The sequence below is a fragment of the Delftia sp. PX-1 genome, assembly GCF_055797465.1.
Genome location: NZ_CP184763.1, coordinates 3,888,935 through 3,909,025 on the forward strand (window position 1 = coordinate 3,888,935; position 20,091 = coordinate 3,909,025).

At 67.1% G+C, this 20,091-nt stretch carries 16 protein-coding genes; 6 read left to right on the plus strand and 10 right to left on the minus strand.

Going from position 1 to position 20,091, the window contains the following annotated elements:
- Positions 1-164 precede the first annotated feature (164 nt).
- From ACN20X_RS17845 to ACN20X_RS17860, 4 genes are all read right to left on the minus strand, one after another.
- Positions 165-2,240: a hypothetical protein gene (locus ACN20X_RS17845; RefSeq protein ID WP_046240080.1), complete on the minus strand. Its 2,076-nt coding sequence runs from the start codon at positions 2,238-2,240 to the stop codon at positions 165-167.
- A 130-nt stretch (positions 2,241-2,370) separates the two neighbouring features.
- The gene (locus ACN20X_RS17850) at positions 2,371-3,039 is read right to left on the minus strand and encodes a hypothetical protein (protein ID WP_016446961.1); all 669 of its coding nucleotides are present in this window, start codon (positions 3,037-3,039) and stop codon (positions 2,371-2,373) included.
- A 75-nt stretch (positions 3,040-3,114) separates the two neighbouring features.
- Positions 3,115-3,825, minus strand: coding sequence for a PspA/IM30 family protein (locus tag ACN20X_RS17855; protein WP_016446962.1), 711 nt, complete (start codon positions 3,823-3,825; stop codon positions 3,115-3,117).
- 40 nt (positions 3,826-3,865) lie between these two features.
- Positions 3,866-4,336 carry a YjfI family protein gene (locus ACN20X_RS17860; protein ID WP_223275219.1) on the minus strand — a complete coding sequence of 157 codons (471 nt, stop codon included), beginning with the start codon at positions 4,334-4,336 and terminating at the stop codon, positions 3,866-3,868.
- A 504-nt stretch (positions 4,337-4,840) separates the two neighbouring features.
- Between ACN20X_RS17860 and ACN20X_RS17865 the strand changes: the two genes are divergently transcribed.
- From ACN20X_RS17865 to ACN20X_RS17880, 4 genes are all read left to right on the plus strand, one after another.
- Positions 4,841-7,426: a bifunctional diguanylate cyclase/phosphodiesterase gene (locus ACN20X_RS17865; protein ID WP_473209690.1), complete on the plus strand. Its 2,586-nt coding sequence runs from the start codon at positions 4,841-4,843 to the stop codon at positions 7,424-7,426.
- A 123-nt stretch (positions 7,427-7,549) separates the two neighbouring features.
- The gene (locus ACN20X_RS17870; protein WP_473209691.1) at positions 7,550-8,554 is read left to right on the plus strand and encodes a diacylglycerol/lipid kinase family protein; all 1,005 of its coding nucleotides are present in this window, start codon (positions 7,550-7,552) and stop codon (positions 8,552-8,554) included.
- Positions 8,555-8,581: 27 nt separating this feature from the next.
- Positions 8,582-9,391: a metallophosphoesterase family protein gene (locus ACN20X_RS17875; RefSeq protein WP_016446966.1), complete on the plus strand. Its 810-nt coding sequence runs from the start codon at positions 8,582-8,584 to the stop codon at positions 9,389-9,391.
- Between the two features lie 185 nt (positions 9,392-9,576).
- Entirely contained in the window at positions 9,577-9,948 is a 372-nt protein-coding gene (locus ACN20X_RS17880) for a response regulator (protein ID WP_016446967.1), read from the plus strand.
- Positions 9,949-9,993: 45 nt separating this feature from the next.
- Here ACN20X_RS17880 and ACN20X_RS17885 read toward each other — a convergent pair whose 3' ends face one another.
- The 4 genes from ACN20X_RS17885 to ACN20X_RS17900 form a co-directional block, all read right to left on the minus strand.
- On the minus strand, positions 9,994-11,124 hold the full coding sequence (locus ACN20X_RS17885) for a hybrid sensor histidine kinase/response regulator (RefSeq protein ID WP_016446968.1): 1,131 nt from the start codon (positions 11,122-11,124) through the stop codon (positions 9,994-9,996).
- A gap of 48 nt (positions 11,125-11,172) precedes the next feature.
- Complete coding sequence (locus ACN20X_RS17890; RefSeq protein WP_046987722.1) at positions 11,173-11,787, minus strand: chemotaxis protein CheB; 615 nt, start codon at positions 11,785-11,787, stop codon at positions 11,173-11,175.
- Positions 11,787-12,617 (minus strand): CheR family methyltransferase, encoded by an 831-nt coding sequence (locus tag ACN20X_RS17895; RefSeq protein WP_016446970.1) that lies wholly within the window; start codon positions 12,615-12,617, stop codon positions 11,787-11,789. The genes ACN20X_RS17890 and ACN20X_RS17895 overlap by 1 nt, the downstream gene beginning before the upstream one ends.
- Before the next feature lie 108 nt (positions 12,618-12,725).
- A complete protein-coding gene (locus ACN20X_RS17900) occupies positions 12,726-16,229 on the minus strand; it encodes a response regulator (protein ID WP_046987723.1) in 3,504 nt (1,167 codons plus the stop codon).
- A gap of 207 nt (positions 16,230-16,436) precedes the next feature.
- On the opposite strand from ACN20X_RS17900, the gene ACN20X_RS17905 reads away from it, so the two are divergent.
- Both ACN20X_RS17905 and ACN20X_RS17910 read left to right on the plus strand, forming a co-directional pair.
- Complete coding sequence (locus ACN20X_RS17905) at positions 16,437-16,826, plus strand: hypothetical protein (protein WP_016446972.1); 390 nt, start codon at positions 16,437-16,439, stop codon at positions 16,824-16,826.
- A gap of 107 nt (positions 16,827-16,933) precedes the next feature.
- Positions 16,934-17,341, plus strand: coding sequence for a hypothetical protein (locus tag ACN20X_RS17910; RefSeq protein WP_016446973.1), 408 nt, complete (start codon positions 16,934-16,936; stop codon positions 17,339-17,341).
- 11 nt (positions 17,342-17,352) lie between these two features.
- Here ACN20X_RS17910 and ACN20X_RS17915 read toward each other — a convergent pair whose 3' ends face one another.
- A complete protein-coding gene (locus tag ACN20X_RS17915) occupies positions 17,353-19,104 on the minus strand; it encodes a methyl-accepting chemotaxis protein (RefSeq protein WP_016453386.1) in 1,752 nt (583 codons plus the stop codon).
- A gap of 39 nt (positions 19,105-19,143) precedes the next feature.
- A complete protein-coding gene (fliD, locus tag ACN20X_RS17920; RefSeq protein ID WP_016446975.1) occupies positions 19,144-19,977 on the minus strand; it encodes a flagellar filament capping protein FliD in 834 nt (277 codons plus the stop codon).
- Positions 19,978-20,091: the final 114 nt, after the last annotated feature.

The window sequence follows — 20,091 nt, forward strand, 5'->3', positions numbered from 1 at the left end:
GCGTCACGGGCTTTCGCGTGTCAGGGACCATTCACGCCTTTCCCCGCCGGCCGGCAGACGGGCGGGCAGGCAGGCGAAGACGAAGGCGGATGCGGGAGGCTGGGCAGCCGGCGGAGGGAGCGGCCGGGCGGCCGCCCCGTTCAGTCGGCCGTTGAATCGACCGTTCAGTCGACCCTCTGCGTGGGCGGCAGGCCCTTGCCGTCGCCCAGCGCGTTGAGCAGCGATGCGCCGCCCTTGCCGCTGAGGAACTTGCCGATCAGGTCCTGCACGATGGGGCTCTTGCCCGCCACGCCTTCCACGGCCTTGCCCACGGACAGCGCCTTGGCGAAGTTGTCGAAGAAGGCGCCCTCGCCCCCCACGATGTCGATGTTGGCCTTGCTGAGCGCGGCCGACAGCACCTCGGACTGGTCCTTGGCCACGCTCTTGTTGGCTTCGATGGCGGCCAGCGCCTGCTCGAAGTTCTTCTCCAGCTGCATGCGGAACTCCTCATGCGAGCGCGCCTGGTCGGACAGCGAGGCCAGCGCGGTGAACTTCTCGGTCAGGCCCTTGGCCTCGGCGAAGAGCTTGTCGCGCAGCACATCGGCCTCGGACGTGCCCACGTCGCGGGTGACCAAGGCCTTGGTCGCGCCCACCTGGGCCTCGCCGCGCGCCTGGGCCAGCAGGCGTTCTTCCAGCACCTTGGCATCGGCCAGGCCCTGCTTTTCGTTGGCGTCGGCCGTGGCCTCGATGACGCGTGCCTCGGCCAGGCCCTTTTCCTGCTGGCCCTTGGCCTCGGCCATCATCTTCTCGGCGATCACCCTGGCCTGCGCCAGGCCTTCTTTTTCCAGGGCGGCGGCCGTGACTTCGCGCACCTTGGCATCGGCCAGGCCGGGCGCGGCGCGCTCGACCTCGATGGCCTCGGCCAGCTTCTTCTTGGCCTCGGCGGTCTTGCTGGCCGCCTCCAGCTCGGCCTGGGCCATGGTCGTGACTTCCACGGCCTTGTGGCGCGAGGCGGCCTCTTCGGCCTCCGCCTTCTTGACCTGGCGCACCAGGTCTTCCTCGGCCTGGGCCTGGGCAGTCAGCACGGTGACCTGCTTCATGCGCTCGGCCTCGGAGACCACGCGCACTTCCTTGATGCGTTCCTCTTCCTGGGCCACGGACTTTTCCACCACCACGCGCTCGCGCACCACGTTGGCGATGTTGGCCTTCTCGACCTCGATGGCCTTTTCCTTCTCGATGCGCTGCAGCTCCACCTCGCGCTGGCGGGCCACGATCTCCAGCTCCTTGGCGCGCGTGACCTTCTCGACCTCGATCACCACCGCACGCTCACGGTTTTGCTGGGCCACGGCCACTTCGCGCTGGCGATTTTCCTCGCGGATGTCCAGCTGCTCCTGGGTCTGGATGCGGGCCTGCTCGGCCTTCAGGCGCTCTTCTTCCTGCACCTTCTGGGTCTCGGCCTGCTCGCGCGCCTGGATGGTGGCGATCTCGCGCTTTTGGCGGGCCTCGGCGTCGGCCTGCTGGCGCTCCAGCGCCAGCATGGCTTCCTTGGTCTCCACGTTCTTCTTGGTGATGGCCAGGTCGGAGTTGCGCTCGAGCTCGTTGGTGACGATGTTCTGGTTGGCCGTCAGCTCGGTGATCTTGCGGATGCCTTCGGCATCCAGGATGTTGTTGGGGTCCAGCGAGGACTTGGGAGTCTGTTCCAGATAGTCGATGGCCACGTCCTCCAGCACATAGCCGTTGAGGTCGTTGCCGATGACATGGATGATCTGGTCGCGGAAATCCTGGCGGTTCTCGAACAGCTTCACGAACTCGATCTGCTTGCCCACGGTCTTGAGCGCCTCGGAGAACTTGGCGTTGAACAGGTCGTTGACGGCCGTCTTGTCCGAGGCCCGGTCCACGCCGATGGCCTTGGCCACCTTGAGCACGTCCTCGGCCGTTTCATTGACCCGCAGGTAGAAGGCCACGGTGATGTCGGCGCGCATGTTGTCGCGGCAGATCAGGCCTTCCTTGCCGCGCCGGTCGATCTCCAGCGTCAGCAGCGAGATCTGCATGAATTCCTTCTTGTGGATCACCGGCAGCACCAGGCCGCCCGTGAACTTGACCTTGGGCTGCGAGGTGGTGTCGTTGATGATCAGCGCCGTGCCCTGCGGGACCTTGATGTAGAAGGCCTTGACCAGGGCGAACAGCCCGAGGATGACGACGAAGACGGAACCGATCACCACCCCGGCGACGATGTACCACTCCATATTGCTCATGTTCATGCGAATCTCCCCTGTGAATTGCTATCTGTGAAAACGCTGAAAACGCAAAGGCCGCGCCCGCCGCACGGGCGCCCGGGCCAATGGGAATCAATGGGAACGAATAGAAAGGAATTCCTGGAAATTCCTGAAGCTAGCGCGGCAGCTCGGTGCCGTCGAACTCGGCCTTGCTGACCACGCGCCAGGCGTTGTGCTCGGGCAGGTGCTCGATGAGCACGATCTCGGTGCCCCGGCCCAGTGCGCGCTCGGGCGAGCGCATCTGCACGTTCAGGCCGGCGCCGCCGTCCTCCACGCTGCCGTAGCCCTGCGTGCCGTCCACTACGGCGCTGCGCACCAGGCCGGTGCGGCCCAGCAGCACCTTGGGCTCCTCTGCAGGCGCCACCTTGTTGACGATGCCCCGCAGCGGGCGCAGCACCAGCACCGTGGCGGCAAAGCCCAGCACGGCAGCCGCCACGGCCACCAAGGTGCCGGTCAGCAGGTTCACCAGGGTCCAGCCCTGGGGCATGGGCACGAAATGGCACAGCACATAGGAAGCCAGCCAGGACAGCAGGAACAGCGCGGTGAGGATGACCGTGAGCGGAATGCCGCCCAGGCCCACCTTGAGCAGCAGCCCGGCCAGCGCGCTGGCCGAGTGCTCCACGCCGTGCGCATGGTCGCTGCCGTCGAACAGCACCCAGTGGTCCAGCGAGTCCACCTCCAGCAGGCCCAGCATGGCGATCAGCCAGTACAGCAGCATGAACAGCAGCAAGGCGCCGAAGATGAAGGTCGGAAAGCCGAACGCGTATTGCAGGAATGCAGACATGTTTTATCTCCTCCCTTCAAACCCGGCAGCCAGGACGGCGGGCACGAAGCGGCCTGCCCGGACCACGGCCGCGCATCAAGCGCTTTTTCCGCCAGCGGCTGCGCGCTGCGCCTTCAGGCGTTCCAGCACCGATTGCGCATTGCCCGCCTGGGGCGTGATGCCGGCGGCACGCAGCTTGGCATCCAGCGCGTCTTCGCTGCTGTCGCGCGCCAGCTCGGCCGCGCTTTCCATGCGCGCACCGCGCTCGGCCTGCTTTTGCTTGATGCGCTCCAGAGAATCCAGCGCGCTTTGCACGCGCGTCTGCGAGCCTGCGTAGCGGCCGGCCACCGTGGCCTGGGCGCGCTGCACGCTTTCCGTGGCCTTGACGGTGTCGGCCTGCTGCTTGAGGCGCTTGATATGCGTTTGCGCCGTCTGTATGGCCACGCGCAGCTGCTCCACGCTTTGCGTGTAGGCATCCAGTTGGGATTGCTCCTCGTCGCGCTGCGTCTCCAGCACGGAGACCTTGCCGGCCACTTCCAGCGCCAGCGCCTCGTCACTGGTGTCCAGCGCCTTGACGGCATAGCCCTCGTACTCGGCAATGCGTTCCTGGGTCTGCTTGAGCTTGCCGGCCGCCAGCTTTTGCTTGGCCATGATGTCGGCCAGCGCTTCCTTGGACTTGTTCAGGTCGCTGTCGGCATCGCGGATTTCCTGGTCCAGGATGCGCAGGGCCTGGCTGTCTGTCACCGCCTCGCCGGCCTCGTGCGCTGCGCCGCGCAACGCGGTCACCAGCTTGTTCCAGATGGTCATGATGATCTCCTTGGGGCTCAGTGTCTTCAACGGGCAGGCTTCAGGCCTGCACTGGCGCGGGCACCGGCGCAGGGGTCAGATAGTGGGCCAGCGCCTCGGTGGCCTGGATGACGCTGTCGGCCAGGGTGAGGATTTCGGCAATGATGTCGCCCTCGCTGCTGCTGGCATGCAGGGCGGCGAACATCACATAGCCCTCGCCGCCATGGGCCTGGGGTTCCAGCGCCATGGTGGTGAAGGGAAACAGCTTTTGCAGGCGCAGCATCTGCTCGTTGAGGCCGGCGCGGTCGTGCACCTGGTCGGCGGGCCAGAGAAAGGCCTCCACCACGAGCTGGTCGCCCGACAGGGCCACGTGGACCGGCAGATCGCCGAATTCGGGCAGGCTGATGAGCAGACTGGCGTCCGCGCCTTCAAGCACCTCGATATGGAGCCGGCCGCCCTGCACCAGCGTTGATTGCTGCAGATCGCCCGCCAAGGCGTGAATATCCCGATATGCCTGTCTGCTGTTGTCCATGCTGCCCTCCTTGTGGATGAGAACCATTGAATCCGGTTGCAAGCCGGACACGCGCATTTGCTTTTCCAATTGCTGCAATGCAGCACCGTACTCTGGAAGAATCCAGACCTCCTTTTTCACCAGCCCCTGCTCGCGCAGCCGTTGCCGGTGCAGACGCTGGTAGTGGGCTGATGTCTTTTGTTCCATGCGGATACCATAGCGACCATTACATGTGATGTCTACATGTAATGAAGATCAATTTGTAAACGGATATGTAAAAGGAGTGCCGCAATGGAAGGCATTGCAGACGCACTGACCATGCCTTTGCGTTGCTGCAAATGACCGTTCATTATTCATTTTTTCTACTGAAAATCATTTATCGACAATTTTTCCTATCACACACGGGAGAGCTCCTGCACAGGGGGCGACCGCTGCCGCGAAAGTCTGCCGAGGCACTGCACAATGGCCGCTGTCGCAGGCAGACCCGGCCCTTGGCTGCCCGGCGCACGCTACGGAAACCTCTGCATGCCCGCCTTTCGGCTCTCACTTCGCACGGCAGTCACGGCCCCCTTCATTGCGGTGTTTGTGGTCACGGCCGGGCTATTGGCGGCTTGGCAGCAGCGCCAGGTGGACCAGCTCATCAATCGCGAAAGTCTGCGGCTGCTCGACTCCCTGTCCACCACCACGCGCCACCAATTGGCCGACTATCTGGAGACTCCGCTGCGCGTGCAGCAGGCCCTGGCCGAGACCGTGGCTCGGCAGGCGCTTTACACCCCCGGAGACCTGCGGCCCATCTATGGCTATCTGACACGCTCATTCACCGAGCTCTATGCCCAGCACCACCAGATCAGCCTGTTGAGCTTTGGAGGCGTGCAAGGCGAATACACGGGGGTGCGGCTGGAGCCCGATGGCCACTACCGCCTGATTCTTCAGGACCGCAGCACTCAGGGAACCTTGCAGATTTTCGAGGGACTGCAGCCGGGCCCGCCCATGTCCAGCCTTGCCGGCTACGACCCCCGCGTGCGTCCCTGGTACCAGCCCGCCATTCGCGAAGACGGCCCGCACTGGTCGCCCATCTACACGGTGACGGGGGACCGGGGTGATGCCACGATTTCCGCAGCCACTGCGGTGCGTGTGTCCGGCCAGTTGGCCGGCGTGCTGGCCGCCGATGTGCGGCTGAGCAGCATGAACCGCTTTCTGCGCGACGAGCCCCTGCGCGGCAATGGCCATATCGCCGTGGTCGATGCGCAGGGCTACATGGTGGCGCACTCCTCCGAGCTGTCGGTGCTGAAACGCCGCGAAGGCCCCTATGACCCGCCCGTGCGCCTGCGCCTGTCCGAAAGCCCCGACCTGGCGCTGCGCTCGCTGGCAGCCCGGCTTCCCGAGCATCTGCCCGGGCATGCGCGCGAGGGCTCGACGCCAGCCGGGACAGGCCCTGACCGTGTCATCAACCTGAGCTTCACGGAGCAGGGCCAGATCTACCACGGGCAGGTCACCCCCTTCCACGATGTGCGCGGCATCGACTGGCGGATCCTGGTGCTGCAGCCCGAGTCCGATCTGGTCAGCAGCATGCGGGAGGACAGCCGCCAGACCCTTTTCCTGGCTTTCGGCCTGGCCTTGCTGGGGCTGGCGCTGGGCCTGTGGTGCCTGCGCAGGGCGCTGCGCCCCCTGGCCGTGACGGCCGACGCGGCCAACCGCCTGGCCCAGGGTGACTGGAGCGCGGTGAAGGCGCTGCCGGACACGTCCGTGGTGGAAACCTCGTCCCTGGTCTCGGCATTCCACAACATGGCGCAGCGGCTGCAGGAATCCTTCGAGCACATGCGCACCCTGCTGCAGTACGACAGCCTGACGCAGCTGCTCACGCGCGCCGGCCTGATCGAGCAGGCCGACGCGGCCGCCAACGCCGGCGCGCCCGTCCCTGCCGCGCTGTGCCTGCTGGAGCTGCAGAACTTCCGCAGCGTGCGCGACGATGTGGGCCATGGCACGGGCGAGCAGTTGCTGCGGGCCGTGGCCGAGCGGCTGCTCAACCACCATCTGCAATTTCCGGCCCTGCTGGCGCGCACGGCCAGCAATGAATTCGCCGTGCTGTGGCTGCACGACTGCACGCCGCTGCAGGTACAGGACAAATGCCGCCATCTGCTGGAGATCTTCGACCAGCCATTTTCCGTGGGCAAGGACGACATCGTGCTGCGCGCCTGCGCGGGCGCCGTCAGCGGCGAGCTGCTGCCGGGCGCGCTGCCCGAGTGGCTGCGCAACGCCAGCATTGCGCTGGGTGAGGCGCAGCGCGGCTCGCACCCCTTCCTGCTGTTCGAGCCCAGCCTGGCGCAGAAAATGCTGGGCCGCACCCAATTGGCCATGGAATTGCGCCAGGCGCTGGAGCGCAACGAACTGCGCGTTTTCTACCAGCCCGTGGTGGATCTGGCCACGGGCCGCATGGTGGGTGCCGAGGCCCTGGTGCGCTGGGAAAGCCCGACGCGCGGCAGGGTGCCGCCGGGCGTGTTCATCCCGGTGGCCGAGGAGTCGGACCTGATCCTGAGCGTCGGCGAATGGGTGCTGCGCACGGCGGCGCACGATATTGCCCTGCACCTTGCACACCTGCCGGCCGACTTCGAGCTGCACGTCAACATGTCGGCACGCGAGCTGATTCAGTCCGACTTCGCCTGCACGCTGGAGCAGGCGCTGGCCACCAGCGGCCTGCCCGCCCGGGTGCTGACCCTGGAGCTGACGGAGTCCATGCTGCTGGACGACAGCGACGCCACGCTGCAGCGCATTGCCGCCATCCGCGCGCTGGGCGTGAAGATCGCCATCGACGACTTCGGCACCGGCTACTCGTCCCTGGCCTACCTGAGCCGCCTGCGCTTTGACTGCATCAAGATCGACCAGAGCTTTGTGGGCCAGCTGCCGGTTTCCGAGTCCGACAAGGCCATCGTGACCGCCGTGCTGCGCATTGCCCAGGGCTTTGGCGTCAAGGTGGTCGCCGAAGGTGTGGAAGAACAGGCCCAGGCGCAGCTGCTGCACGAGCTCGGCTGCGAGCATGCGCAGGGCTATCTGTTCGAGCGGCCCGTGCCGCTGGCGCAGATGCTGGACTACCGCGCCCCCTGGCGCGAGTGAGCCGGTACAGTCAGCAGCCCGCAGACTGTCGGCTTTGGCTGACGCGCACCGCTTGCATGATCCGGTGCACCGGCAGGTGCCATCCACGGAACAATCGGCGCCTGTTCCAGCCCGCTTCCTTCCATGACGCCCTCATCTTGCGACAACCAGCCGCCCAGGCTTGATCCCGCCGGCCCCATCCACCTGATCGTGCCGCTGCGCCCCGGCGCCGACCTGGAGCAGCTGCGCGCCCGCCTGACCGGCGTGCCGGCGCTGCAGCAGCGCAGCGTGCATTGGCATGTGCCGGGCGCAAGGGCCGACATCGTGCAGTTGGCCGCCAGCGCCGTGGACAGTGCACGCAGGGACGGCGGCCTGGTCGTGGCCGCCGGCGGTGACGGCACCATCAATGCCGTGGCCTCGGCTGCCTGGTCACGTGGCGTGCCCATGGGCGTGGTGCCGCTGGGCACCTTCAACTACTTCGCCCGCGAGCAGGCGCTGTCACTGGAGCCCGCCCAGGCCGTGCAGGACATTCTCCAGGCGCTGCAGGCCGGCCAGATGCGGGCCGTGAACGTGGGCCTGGTCAACGAACGGCTTTTCCTGGTGAACGCCAGCCTGGGCCTGTACCCCCGCCTGCTCGACGAACGCGAACGCGCGTCCACCCGCTTCGGCCGCACCCGGCTGGTGGCCATTGCCGCCTCCATCTGGAGCATCCTGCGCGGCGGCAGCGTGCGCCGCTGGCGCGTGGCCCTGCGCCCCGACCGGGATGCGCCGTTGCAGCAGCAGGAGCACCTGGCCACCACCCTGTTCGTCGGCAACAACCCACTGCAGCTGGAGCGCGTGGGGATTGACGAGGCCCGCGCCGTGGCCGATGGCCGGCATCTGGCCGCCGTGCTGCTGCTGCCCCAGGCCAGCGAGGCCCCGGCGCGCTTGGTCTGGAATGCGGTAATGGGACGGCTGGCCCAGGACGATGCCGTCGCCAGCCTGGCCTGTACCGAGCTGGTGGCGGAGCCTGCAGGACGACGTCCTCGCCGCATGAAGGTGGCCTTCGATGGCGAACGCGAATGGATGGCGCCGCCCATCCGCTTTCGCCTGGGCGAGAAGCCGCTGTGGCTGGTGGTGCCTGCCCCGGCAGAGCCCGCCTCCTCCTGACCGCCGAGTGAGGAACAAGGAGCGCCCATGGCCTTGCTCATGCATTTGTCGGACCTGCATTTCGGCGCCCACGATCAGGCCGTGTGCGCCGCCGTGGCCAGACTGGCGGCCCGGCTGCCGGTAACGCTGCTGGTGGTCTCCGGCGACCTGACCCAGCGCGCCACGGCCGCGCAATTTGCCCAGGCGCGGGAGTTTCTCGACAGCCTTTCCGTGCCCCGGCGACTGGTGGTGCCCGGCAACCACGACCTGCCGCTGCTCGCCTGGTGGGAACGGCTGGGTGGCCACGCCCACGACCGCTATGTGCGCTGGATCGATTCCGAACTGCAGCCCTGGTGCGCCGTGCCAGGCTTTTGCGTGATCGGCGTGGACACCACACGCTGGTGGCGCCACCAGCGCGGCAGCCTGTCGGCCGGGCAGATCCTGCACGTGGCGCAGCGCCTGGAGCAGGCCAGCCCCGCCGACTGGCGCATCGTCGTCAGCCACCACCCGCTGGCTGCGGCCCACGAAGAGGACCGCAGCCACCGTCCTCACCGCGCCGCGCAGGCCCTGGCCCGCTGGCGCGATGCCGGAGCGCAACTGGTGCTCTCGGGCCATGGGCATGACCCCGGCCTGGTCCAGCCCCTGCCCGGGCTGTGGGCAGCGCAGGCGGGCACCGCGGTCTCGGTGCGGCTGCGCGCCCATGCGCCCAACAGCCTGTTCACCCTGGAGCATCGGGATGGCGCCACAGGCCAGGACTGGCGCCGGCAGCTCACGCGCTGGGACTATTCGCGGCAGGCCGGTGAATTCCTGCCCGTGCAAAGGCATGTGCTGGATCCCCTGCCCACTGCCCAGACTTGAGATCGCACAGGCCGTTCGTGGGACTTGCCTTTGTATTGCACAATCCATCGCCTGGCACGCACAGAAGGCAACCGTCGACCAAGTTTGCATGCTGTCCTACGTGATGGAGGGCGGCGGGTGTGGATGATCAGCCCTCGTCCATGCTGCCTTTTTGATAGCAGCATGACGCACTGCAACAAAGAGATATGCGAATCCTGTACGTTGAAGACAATGCCGACCTGCGAGAAACCATTGGCCTGCTGATGGAGAGCGAATCCCGTTTCGTGACCAGTTGCGCCACTGCCGAGCAGGCCCTGGAACTGGATGCGGGCCAGCCTTTCGACGTGGTGGTCTCCGATGTCAGTCTGCCGGGCCTGTCCGGCACCGATCTGGCGCGGCAGCTGCTGCAGGCCGATGCGCAGCGCTGGATCATCCTGTGCTCCGGCTACGATCTGGGGCCCTACCCGGCCGCCTGGGGTCCCCAGGTGCGGACCTTGCTCAAGCCCTTCGAGATCGAGGACCTGGAAACGCTGCTGGACTCCATACAGGAAGCGCTGCACACCAGGCCCGTCCACTGAGCCCATTTTCCCGAGACCGGCCTGCCGGCCCATCGGCTCCCGCCGTCACAGCACGGCCTTGGAGCCTCCCGCTGCCATCTCGCGCGGCAACTCCACCCTGAAGCTGGTCACGCCATCGGCGGAGTGCACATCGATGCGCCCGTTGTGCGAACGCACGATCTGGTGCGCGATGAAAAGCCCCAGGCCCAGGCCCTGGTGCTGGCCCGGCTTGCGCTCTCCTCCGCGAAACGGGTTGAACAGAGTGGGCATCAGCTCCGCAGGAATGGTGCCGCCGTTGCGCACCGTGATGACCACGCAATGGTCCTGCCTGCCATCGGCCGTCACCTGCACAGGCTGCGCCGGATCGCCATGGTGCATGGCGTTGCCCACCAGATTGGTGAGCACCTGGCACAGGCGTTCGCCATCCCAGGTGCCATCGAGATTGCCCAGCATCTCGCTGTCCAGGCGCCGCTGCGGAAAACCCGTCTCCACTTCCTGCAGCGTGCGCTGCAGCAGCGCTTGCAAGCTGGTAGGCCGCGGTGACAGCGGCAGGCCTTCCGCCTGGCGGATGCGGGTGACGTCCAGCAGGTCCTCGATCATGCGCGACATGCGCTGGCTGCTGCTGAGCATGCGCTCGGCCATGCTGGCCACCTTGCCTGTATCGGGCTGGCGCGTGAGCAACGTGGCGGCGGCCTTGATGGATTGCAGCGGCGTGCGCAGGTCGTGGCTGAGCACGGCCATGAACATCTCGTTGATGCGCAGCGCCTCGGTGCGTTCCTGCAGCTGATGGGCCAGTGCCTGCTTGCGCTGGTGCAGCTCGAAGAACACATTGGCCTTGGTGGTCAGCATGTGGGGATCGATGGGCTTGTACAGGAAGTCCACGGCGCCGCTCTCATAGCCACGGAACTGCCAGTTGTGCTCGCGCGAGCCGGCCGTCATGAAGATGAGCGGGATATGGCGCGTGCGCTCGCTGCCGCGGATCAGCTCGGCCAGCTCGAAACCGTTCATCTCGGGCATCTGCACATCCAGCAGGGCCAGGGCCACGTCGCTGTGGTTGAGCAGCAGCTCCAGCGCCTCGGGGCCGGACTGGGCCTTGAGGAATTCGATGCCGTCGCGTTGCAGCAGCGCCTCGATGGCGATCAGGTTCTCGGCGATGTCATCGACGATCAAGCATTTGACGCGATCTGTATGGGGCATGGATTCTCTCTCGGTATTTAGTCTTGTGGGGGCGTGCCGGCTGGACATTCAAAGCCTTCCCTGGCGGTGCAGCGATGCAATGAGGGAGGCAATGCCTTCGGGCGCCAGCGCCTGGGCCTGCGGCACGCGGGCCAGCGCCGCCAGCGGCATGGTGGGCATGCGGGCGCCTTCGGGCGCCTGCACCACGGCCAGGCCACCGGCGGCGTGCACGCTGGCCATGCCCTGCGCGCCGTCGTCATTGGCGCCGGACAGCAGCACCGCCAGCAGCCGCTCGCCATAGCAATCCGCAGCGGACTCGAACAGCACGTCGATGGAGGGCCGCGAAAAATGCCAGGGCGCATCCAGCGACAGCGCCAGCCGGGGGCCGCTGTCCACCAGCAGGTGATAGTCGGCCGGGGCGAAGTACAGGCACCCAGGCTCGATCCATTGCTGGTCCTGCACCTCGCGCACCGGCACGGCGCAGCGCGGGCCGAAGAGCTGGCCCAGCAGGCTGCGGCGATCGCGCGGCAGGTGCAGCACCACCAGCACCGAGGCGCGCAGGCTGGCCGGCAGCGCGGGCAGCACCACCGATAGCGCATCGAGCGCGCCGGCCGAGCCGCCGATCACGATGGCCTCGTAGGCTGTGGCGGCGTCGGAGGCGGGTGTGTTCGTGGTCACGGGCATCACAGCCCGGCCTTCTTGCGGTAGATGCGGTCCTCGAGCACGAAGTCCTCGAAGGCCTCCGAATGCCCTGAAAACCGCAGCGACTCCTTGGAGCCCAGCCCCAGGAATCCGCGATGGCACAGCGCATCGCGGAACAGGCCCAGCGCCCGGTCCTGCAGCTCGCGCTCGAAATAGATCAGCACGTTGCGGCAAGACACCAGGTGCATTTCGGCGAACACGCTGTCGGTGGCCAGGCTGTGGTCGGAGAACACCATGTGCTCGCGCAGCCCCTTGTCGAAGACCACGCGGCCGTAGCGCGCCGTGTAGTAGTGCGACAGCGAGCTGTGCCCGCCCGAGCGCGCATGGTTGTCGGTGAAGGCCGCCACGCGCGACATGTCGAACACGCCCTGCTCGGCCGCGCGCAGCGCATGCGGATTGATGTCGGTGGCATAGATCAGGGTGCGGTCCAGCAGGCCCTCCTCCTCCAGCAGGATGGCCAGCGAATACACCTCCTCGCCCGCGCTGCAGCCGGCCACCCAGACCTTGAGCGAGGGATAGGTGCGCAGCAGCGGCACCACCTCGGTGCGCAGCGCCCGGAAATAGCTCGGGTCGCGGAACATGTCGCTGACCTGGACCGTGAGGTATTCCAGCAGCGCCGGGAACACGCTTGCATCATGCAATACGCGGTCCTGCAGCTGCGACAGCGTCTGGCAGCCGAACTGCACCAGGGCCGTCTGCAGGCGCCGCTTGAGCGAGGCCTGGGCATAGCCCCGGAAGTCGTAGTGGTAGCGGTGGTAGATGGCGTCGATCAGCAGGCGCTGCTCGATGTCGGCGGTGCGGGCTTTTTTCATCGCCGGGCCGCCCCAAGATGAAAAGCGGCCCCCTCGGGGGGCAGCGGACCTTGCGCAGCAAGGGGAGCGTGGGGGCTATTTTTCAGCTGAGGCATCGCGTCCTCCTTGCTACTTGGGCATCCACACCCGCACCAGCGACAGCAGCTTTTCCACGTCCAGCGGTTTGGCGATGTAGTCGTTGGCACCGGCGGCCAGGCATTTCTCCTGGTCGTCCTTCATGGCCTTGGCGGTCAGGGCGATGATGGGCAGGCGGCGCCATTGCGGCCGGTTGCGGATCTCGCGCATGGCGGTGTAGCCATCCATCTCGGGCATCATGATGTCCATCAGCACCAGGTCGATACCGGCCTGCGCCGCGCCGCGAGACTCCAGCGCCTCCAGCGCCTCGCGCCCGTTGCGCGCGATCTCCACGCGGATGCCCGTGGGCTCCAGGATGCTGGACAGCGCAAACACGTTGCGCACATCGTCTTCCACCACCAGCACCGTGCGCCCTTCCAGCGCAGACTCGCGGCTGCGCGCGACCTGCAGCATCTGGCGGTGCTCGGCCGACAGCTCCGACTCCACCTGGTGCAGGAACAGCGTGACCTCGTCGAGCAGGCGCTCGGGCGAGCGCGCGTCCTTGATGATGATGGACTTGGAAAAGCGCCGCAGCTGCTGCTCTTCATCGCGCGACAGCGCCCGGCCCGTGTAGACGATGACAGGCGGGAAGGAAACATCGTCCTGGTCCGTCATGCGCTGCAGCAGCTCGTAGCCGCTGATGTCAGGCAGGTTCAGGTCCATCACCATGCAGTCGAATGTGGAGCCGCGCAGATGATCCAGCGCGGCCGCCGCCGTGCCCGCGCAGACGATGTCCACATCGCTGCGGCTGAGCAGGTGGCGCACGCTCTCGCGCTGGCGCTCGTCATCCTCCACCACCAGCACGCGGCGCAGGTCCTGGGTGAACTTGGCCTCCAGCCGCTGCAGGGCGTGGACCAGTTCCTCGCGCTTGACGGGCTTGAGCGCGTAGCCGACGGCACCCCGCCCCATGGCTTCCTGCGAATAGTCCGCGACCGAGACCACGTGCACGGGAATGTGACGCGTGGCCGGGTTGCGCTTGAGCTGGTCCAGCACGCCCAGGCCCGAGAAATCGGGCAGGTTGATATCGAGCACGATGGCGTTGGGCTGACTGTCGGCCGCCATGGACAGGCCGTCGGACGCCGTATTGGCCACGTCGCACTCGAAATCCATCTCGCGTGCCAGCTCCGACAGGATGTCCGCGAAGCGCAGGTCATCCTCGATCACGAGGATGCGGCGCCCGCTCTGACCCCTCTTGCGCAGGGCGTCCGTTGCCGCCGACGCGGCAGGTGCCATGGCAGGCGACATGGGCGGCGCGAACGCAGGTGCGGCGGGCGCAACGTTGGCCGTTGCGAGCACGGGCACGGACGACGCTGCCAAGGCCTCTCGCAGCCCCTGCGGCTGAGGCTGCGGTGCGGCAGTCGTGGCCGTGGCCGGGCCGGACTCGGCCGACTCCAGGCTCACGGGCACGGTCAGTGTGAAAACGCTGCCCTGGCCAGGCGTGCTGGAGACGGTCAGCGTGCCGCCCAGCAGCCCCGCCAGATCACGCGATATCGACAGGCCCAGGCCCGTGCCGCCGAACTTGCGGTGCGTGCTGCCATCGGCCTGGCGGAAGGCATCGAAGATGAATTGCTGCTGCTGCTCGGCAATGCCGATGCCGGTATCGCGCACCGCGAAAGACAGCATGCCCTGGGGCGCGCAGGACACCTGCAGGCCCACCGAGCCCTTGGCCGTGAACTTGAGCGCGTTGGACAACAGGTTCTTGAGCACCTGGGCCAGCCGCATGGGATCGGTCTGCATGGTGGCGGGCACGCCCGGGTCCACGGTCCAGGACAGCTCCAGGCCCTTTTCGCGGGCAATCGGGCGCAGCGGCTCCATCAGCGTCTGCAGCGCCGTGGCAATGGTCACGGGCTCGGCGACCACGGTGACCTGGCCGGCCTCGATCTTGGACAGGTCCAGGATGTCGTTGATCAGCGCCAGCAGGTCGCTGCCTGCGGCGTGGATGGTCTGCGCGTACTTGATCTGCTCGGCCTGCAGATTGCCCGGCCTGTTGTCGGCCAGCAGCTTGGCCAGGATCAGGGTGGAGTTCAGCGGCGTGCGCAGTTCGTGGCTCATATTGGCCAGGAACTCGCTCTTGTACTGGCTGGCCAGCTCCAGCTCGCGGGCCTTGTCGGTCAGCGCGCCCTGGGCGCGCAGCAACTGCTCGCGCTGGTACTCCAGCTGCTGGGTCTGCTCTTCCAGGTGGGCATTGGTCTGCTCCAGCTCGGTCTGCTGGTGCTCCATCTGGGTCTGCGACTCCTGCAGGATGCGGCTTTGCTGCTCCAGCTCCTCGTTGCTCACGCGCAGCTCTTCCTGCTGGGCTTGCAGCTCTTCCGACTGGCGGCGCGTTTCCTCCAGCAAGGTCTCCAGGCGCGAACGGTCCAGGCCCGAGCGAATGGCCACGGCCAGCGATTCGGAGGCGCGCTCCAGCAGGCTGCGCTCGGCTTCGCCCACGGGGCGCAGAAAGCCCAGTTCGATCACGGCGAACACTTCGCCGTTTTCCATGGCGGGCACCAGCATCAGCTGCAAGGGGCTGGACTGGCCGGTGCCCGAGGAAATCTGCAAATGCTGGGCAGGCACATCGCTGACATGCAGCAGCTTGCGCGACGCGGCCGCCTGGCCCGCCAGCCCCTCGCCGGGCAGCAGCTTTTGCTGCAGTCGCTCGCGCGGCAGGGCATAGCCGCCGAACAGGCGCAACCCGCCATCGGCGCAGTCCACCACATAGCCGGCGCCCACATCGGCACGCAAATAGTTGGCCAGGTACTCCAGCGCCTTCTGGCCCAGGTCTTCCAGCCGGTGGTCTCCCTGCAACTGCTGCCCCAGGCCGGAAAGACCGGACGTCACCCACGACTGGCGCGCCTTGACGCGGTACTCGCGCACCGTCAGCGCGGCCGATGCCAGGATCAGGCCCAGCAGGATGAGGGAGCCGCCCCAGGAATAGTAGGTCGAGGTGGTGGATGCCTCCACCCACAGCTGGCGACGCTGGGCCAGCTCCCTTGTCTGGTGCGTGTAGAGGTCGTCGATCAGCTCGCGCAGCCGGTCCATGGCGTTCTTGCCCACGTCCAGGCGCACCAGGGCCATGGCGGCGTCCAGATCGCCGGACTTGCGCAGGTCTATGGTCTCCTGCAGCTCGCGCAGCTTCTGGGCCGATATCTCCTCGATCTGCGCCAGCAGCCGGTGCTGGTCGGAGTCATTGGAAGTGCGCGCCTTGAGCGCCTCCAGCTGCTGCATCAGCACATCGCGTGCCTGCTGGTAGGGCTGCAGGTAGGCCGGGTCGCCCGTGAGCAGAAAACCGCGCTGCCCGGTCTCAGCGTCCTTGAGCGAAGCATTGAGCTGGCTGAGCTGGCGCATGGCCAGTGTCGTGCGGTCCATGGCCACCACGGCCTGGCCTCGCGTCTCAGACGCCCTGAAATTGACGAAGGCAATGACCAGGGTGGCCAGTGCCGCCGCGCCAAAGCCGGCAACAAGTGTCCATGGAATGGCAAAGCGCTGGGTGCTCTGATTGCGGGAGGATCGTGGCATGCAGTGGAGTTTCTGGCAGGAAGGGACGGGGAAATCCGCCAAGGACTGTAAACGTTTTGCGCAGCCCTCGGCAGCACTGTGGCGCAGCTTGCGCTGGTTTCGGCGGCGCGCGACGCCCGCAGGCGCCATTGCAGCCGTTAACATGGCCCGATACTCTCCTTCCGGCACCCCGCTGCGGGCGTCGGCCCACTTTCCAGGACCCATTGCATGAAAACCTTTGCCATCACCGTCGCATCGCTGGCCGCTGCCGCTTCGCTGGTGTCCACCAGCGCCAGCGCTGCGGCTTCGATCTTCCTCAACGACACCATCGCCGCGCGCATTCCCGCCAGGGACCTGCCCGATGCCAAGGCCGCCGTGGCCAAGGTGCTCAACGAGGCCGCCGACGGCTCCGTGACCGAATGGACCAGCGGCCCGAACCGAACCAACCAGCGCGTGACGTTGGCCTTGCAGCCGCAGCAGACCGTGCAGACCGGGACGGCCGGAAGCTGCCGCCTGCTGTCGGCCGATGTGCGCCTGAAAAAGACCTCGGAAAACTGGCGCTTCTGGTTCTGCAAGCAGCCCGACGGATCGTGGAAGGCCAGCGGCAGCCAGCCCTGAGCAAGGATTGCGGTGGTCGGCGACCGGGAATCCGGCATGGACCTACGCCACCAGCCCTGGGCGCGTGGGAGCATGTCGGCCGGAAGATAGACCACCGGAGAACAACCATGCCCCATGAATTTGTGCATACCACGACACTTGCCAGACGGCTGGCCCTGGGCGTCGCCGCAAGCTCTTTGCTGACGCTGGCCGCCTGCTCGGGCGAGACCTCGTCGCAGCGCGCGGGATTTCCCATGGCCGAAGTGCCGCGCTTCAACCAGCCGCCACCGGACAAGCCCCTGCTGGGCCAGCCCGTGATCACGGCCGAGCAGGTCATGCCCCATGCCAAGGGCGACCCGCATGAGCCGTTGCCGGCTGCCGCGCCGCTGCCCGCCCGGGCGTCTGAACCGGCAAGCGGGTCAGGCGCCACCAACAAGGAAGATGCAGGCGGCGTGAACCCGGCCGCCGGCCAGGCCGCCGCCATCACCGACGGCCAGGGAGAGGGCTCCAAGTACGAGCTGGGCGCCCCCAAGTAACCTGGCCGGGCTCAGAACGAGGCCCAGTCCCCATCGTCCTTGCCAGTGGCGGGCACGGACTGCCGGGAGGCCGGCAGCTTGGCGGCTGCAGGCTTGGCGGCGGGTGCGCCCGGGGACGCCGCAGGCGCGGCCAGCGGCCTGGCAGGAGCGCGCATCTGCGCTGCCGCAGGCTGTGCACGCCCGGCAGGGGCCGGGGCTGGCACCGCCGGACGAGCGGACGCCACGCCCTCGATACGGAATACGCTCACTGCAGCGGCCAGTTGGTGCACCTGGGATTTGAGCGAGCCGGTTGCAGCGGCCGCTTCCTCGACCAGCGCCGCATTCTGCTGTGTCACCGTGTCCATCTGCGAAATCGCCTGGTGCACCTGGTTGATGCCGCTGCTCTGCTCCTGGCTGGCGGCGGTGATCTCGGCGACCAGGTCGCTGACCTGCTGCACGCTTTGCACGATGCCGTCCATGGTGCGTCCGGCCTCGGCCACCTGGCGCGTGCCCGCCTCCACCTTGGAGACCGAGTCGGCAATCAGATCCTTGATGTCCTTGGCCGCCGAGGCGCTGCGCTGCGCCAGCGCGCGCACCTCACCGGCCACCACGGCAAAGCCGCGGCCCTGCTCGCCGGCGCGCGCCGCTTCCACGGCGGCGTTCAGCGCCAGGATGTTGGTCTGGAAGGCAATGGAGTCGATCACGCCGATGATGTCGGCAATCTTGCGGCTGGACTCGCTGATGCCGCCCATGGTGTCCACCACGCCCGCCACCACCTTGCCGCCCTGCACGGCTGTCTGCGACGCCGAAGCGGCCAGCTGATTGGCCTGGCGCGCGTTCTCTGCGTTCTGCTTGACCGTGCTGGTCAGCTCCTCCATGGCAGCGGCCGTCTGCTCCAGCGAGCTGGCCTGCTGCTCGGTGCGCGAGGACAGGTCCTGGTTGCCCGCGTCGATCTCGCCCGAAGCCGTGGCAATGCTGTCGGCACCCGAGCGCACCTGCCCCACGACCTGGGCCAGGTTGTCGTTCATCTGGCGCAGCGCCTGCAGCAACTGGCCCGTTTCATCGCGCGAATCGACGGTGATGCGGCTGGTCAGGTCGTTGTTGGCCACGGTGCGCGCCACGCGCAGGGCCTCGGCCAGCGGCCTGGTGATGCCGCGCGTGATCCACCAGGCGGCCAGCGCGCCCAGCACAAAGGCCAGCGAGACCACCGTGATGATGGCGGCTCGACTGGCCGAGAAGCGCACCAGCACATCGGCGGCGGAGCTGTCGATGGCCGCGCGCTGCATGTCCAGCAGGCGCTGGACCATGTCGATATAGCGCTGCGTGGCGGGCTGGTATTGCTGGGTGAACAGGCGCTCGGCGTCTTCGGCGCGGCCCTCGGCCTTGGCCTTGGTCACCACGTCGCGGCCCGCCAGATAGCCGGCGCGCGCCTTCTTGATCTCGACCCAGATGTCCTTTTCCTCCTGGGTCTGCAGCAGCGGCTCGATGCGGTCCTGCAGCTTGCTGGACTGGCGCGAGGACTCGGCTGCGTCTTCGGCGAAGAAGGTGGCCAGCGAGGGATCGCTGCTCTTGGCAATGGCCGTGGTGCGGCGCGAACCCGAGTGGATGTTGCGGAACCAGTCGCTGATCATCCGCTCCTTGGCCAAGGCCACCTCGGTGATTTCCGTGGTCGAGCGGGCCATGTGCCCCATGCTGACGATGCTGGTGACACTGATGAGCAGCATGATCAGCAAAAGAATGGTGAAACCGCCTCCGAGACGAAGGCCTATGCGCAGATTTTTCATGATGGGGAAACAGGATGCGGGACGGAAACGCGGCAAAAACTAGTTCTTGAGGTAGGCGTCCAGCACCATGCGATTCCAGTTGGCCGAGCCGACCAGGGAATCGCCGAGCTTCTCGGCCGTCGCCACCACGGCGCTTTGCTGCTGCTGCAGCGCCTTGACCCGGTCGCCCAGGCTTGCCATGGACGAACTCAGGCGGCTGCCCGTGGACAGTGCATCGTTGGCGCTGTTTTCCACCGCCTTGCCAATGCCGGCCAGGGCCGAGGTCACGCCTGCGGGATCTGTGGCCATGGACTTTTCCAGGGCCTTGGCGTCCACCGCCAGCGTGCCGTCCTGCCGCTGGACGATGCCGATCCTGGCCAGGCTGGGCGAAGTCGCGCTGCCCGTGACACTCATGATGGCCGCACGCAGCTCGCGCAGCGCGCGGGTGGCACCCACATCGGTGGTGGAGCCGGCGGCCGCGCTGGCATTGCCCTTGGCCGCGCTGGCGTTGTAGCGCGCCACCAGCTTTTCCAGCGCACCTTGGACCGACTGGGGGGTGCTGGTCGCCGTGAGGGCCGCCATCTCCTTGCCCGCCGTGGCCAGATCCACCAGGGACGACTTGAACTGCCCCAGCGCCGACAGCGAGGTCGAGCCCGCCTGGGCCTGGGCCGCAATGCGCTCGTGCGCCTTGGACAGCGAAGGCGCCAGCTTGCGGACTTTCTCCGCTTCGGTGGTCTCCGTCTTGGTGCTGTCCGTCTTCGTGGCGCCGGCCTGCGCATCGCTCTTCTTGATGACCGAGTCCGAAGCCGTCTGCGCCGTGGTGCTGCTGTTGAGCCTGGACTGGGCTCGGGCCAACAGGCTTTGCACATTCAGGTTGTCGGTTCTGATGCTCATGTTCTCTTCCCTGTAAGTTTGCGGATGGTGCGGGCGCAGGGCCCGTCCACGGTTTGGCAGGGAGACTACCGGGACGCCGCCGCCGCAATGCAGGGATAAGCGGGCCGCTTACCC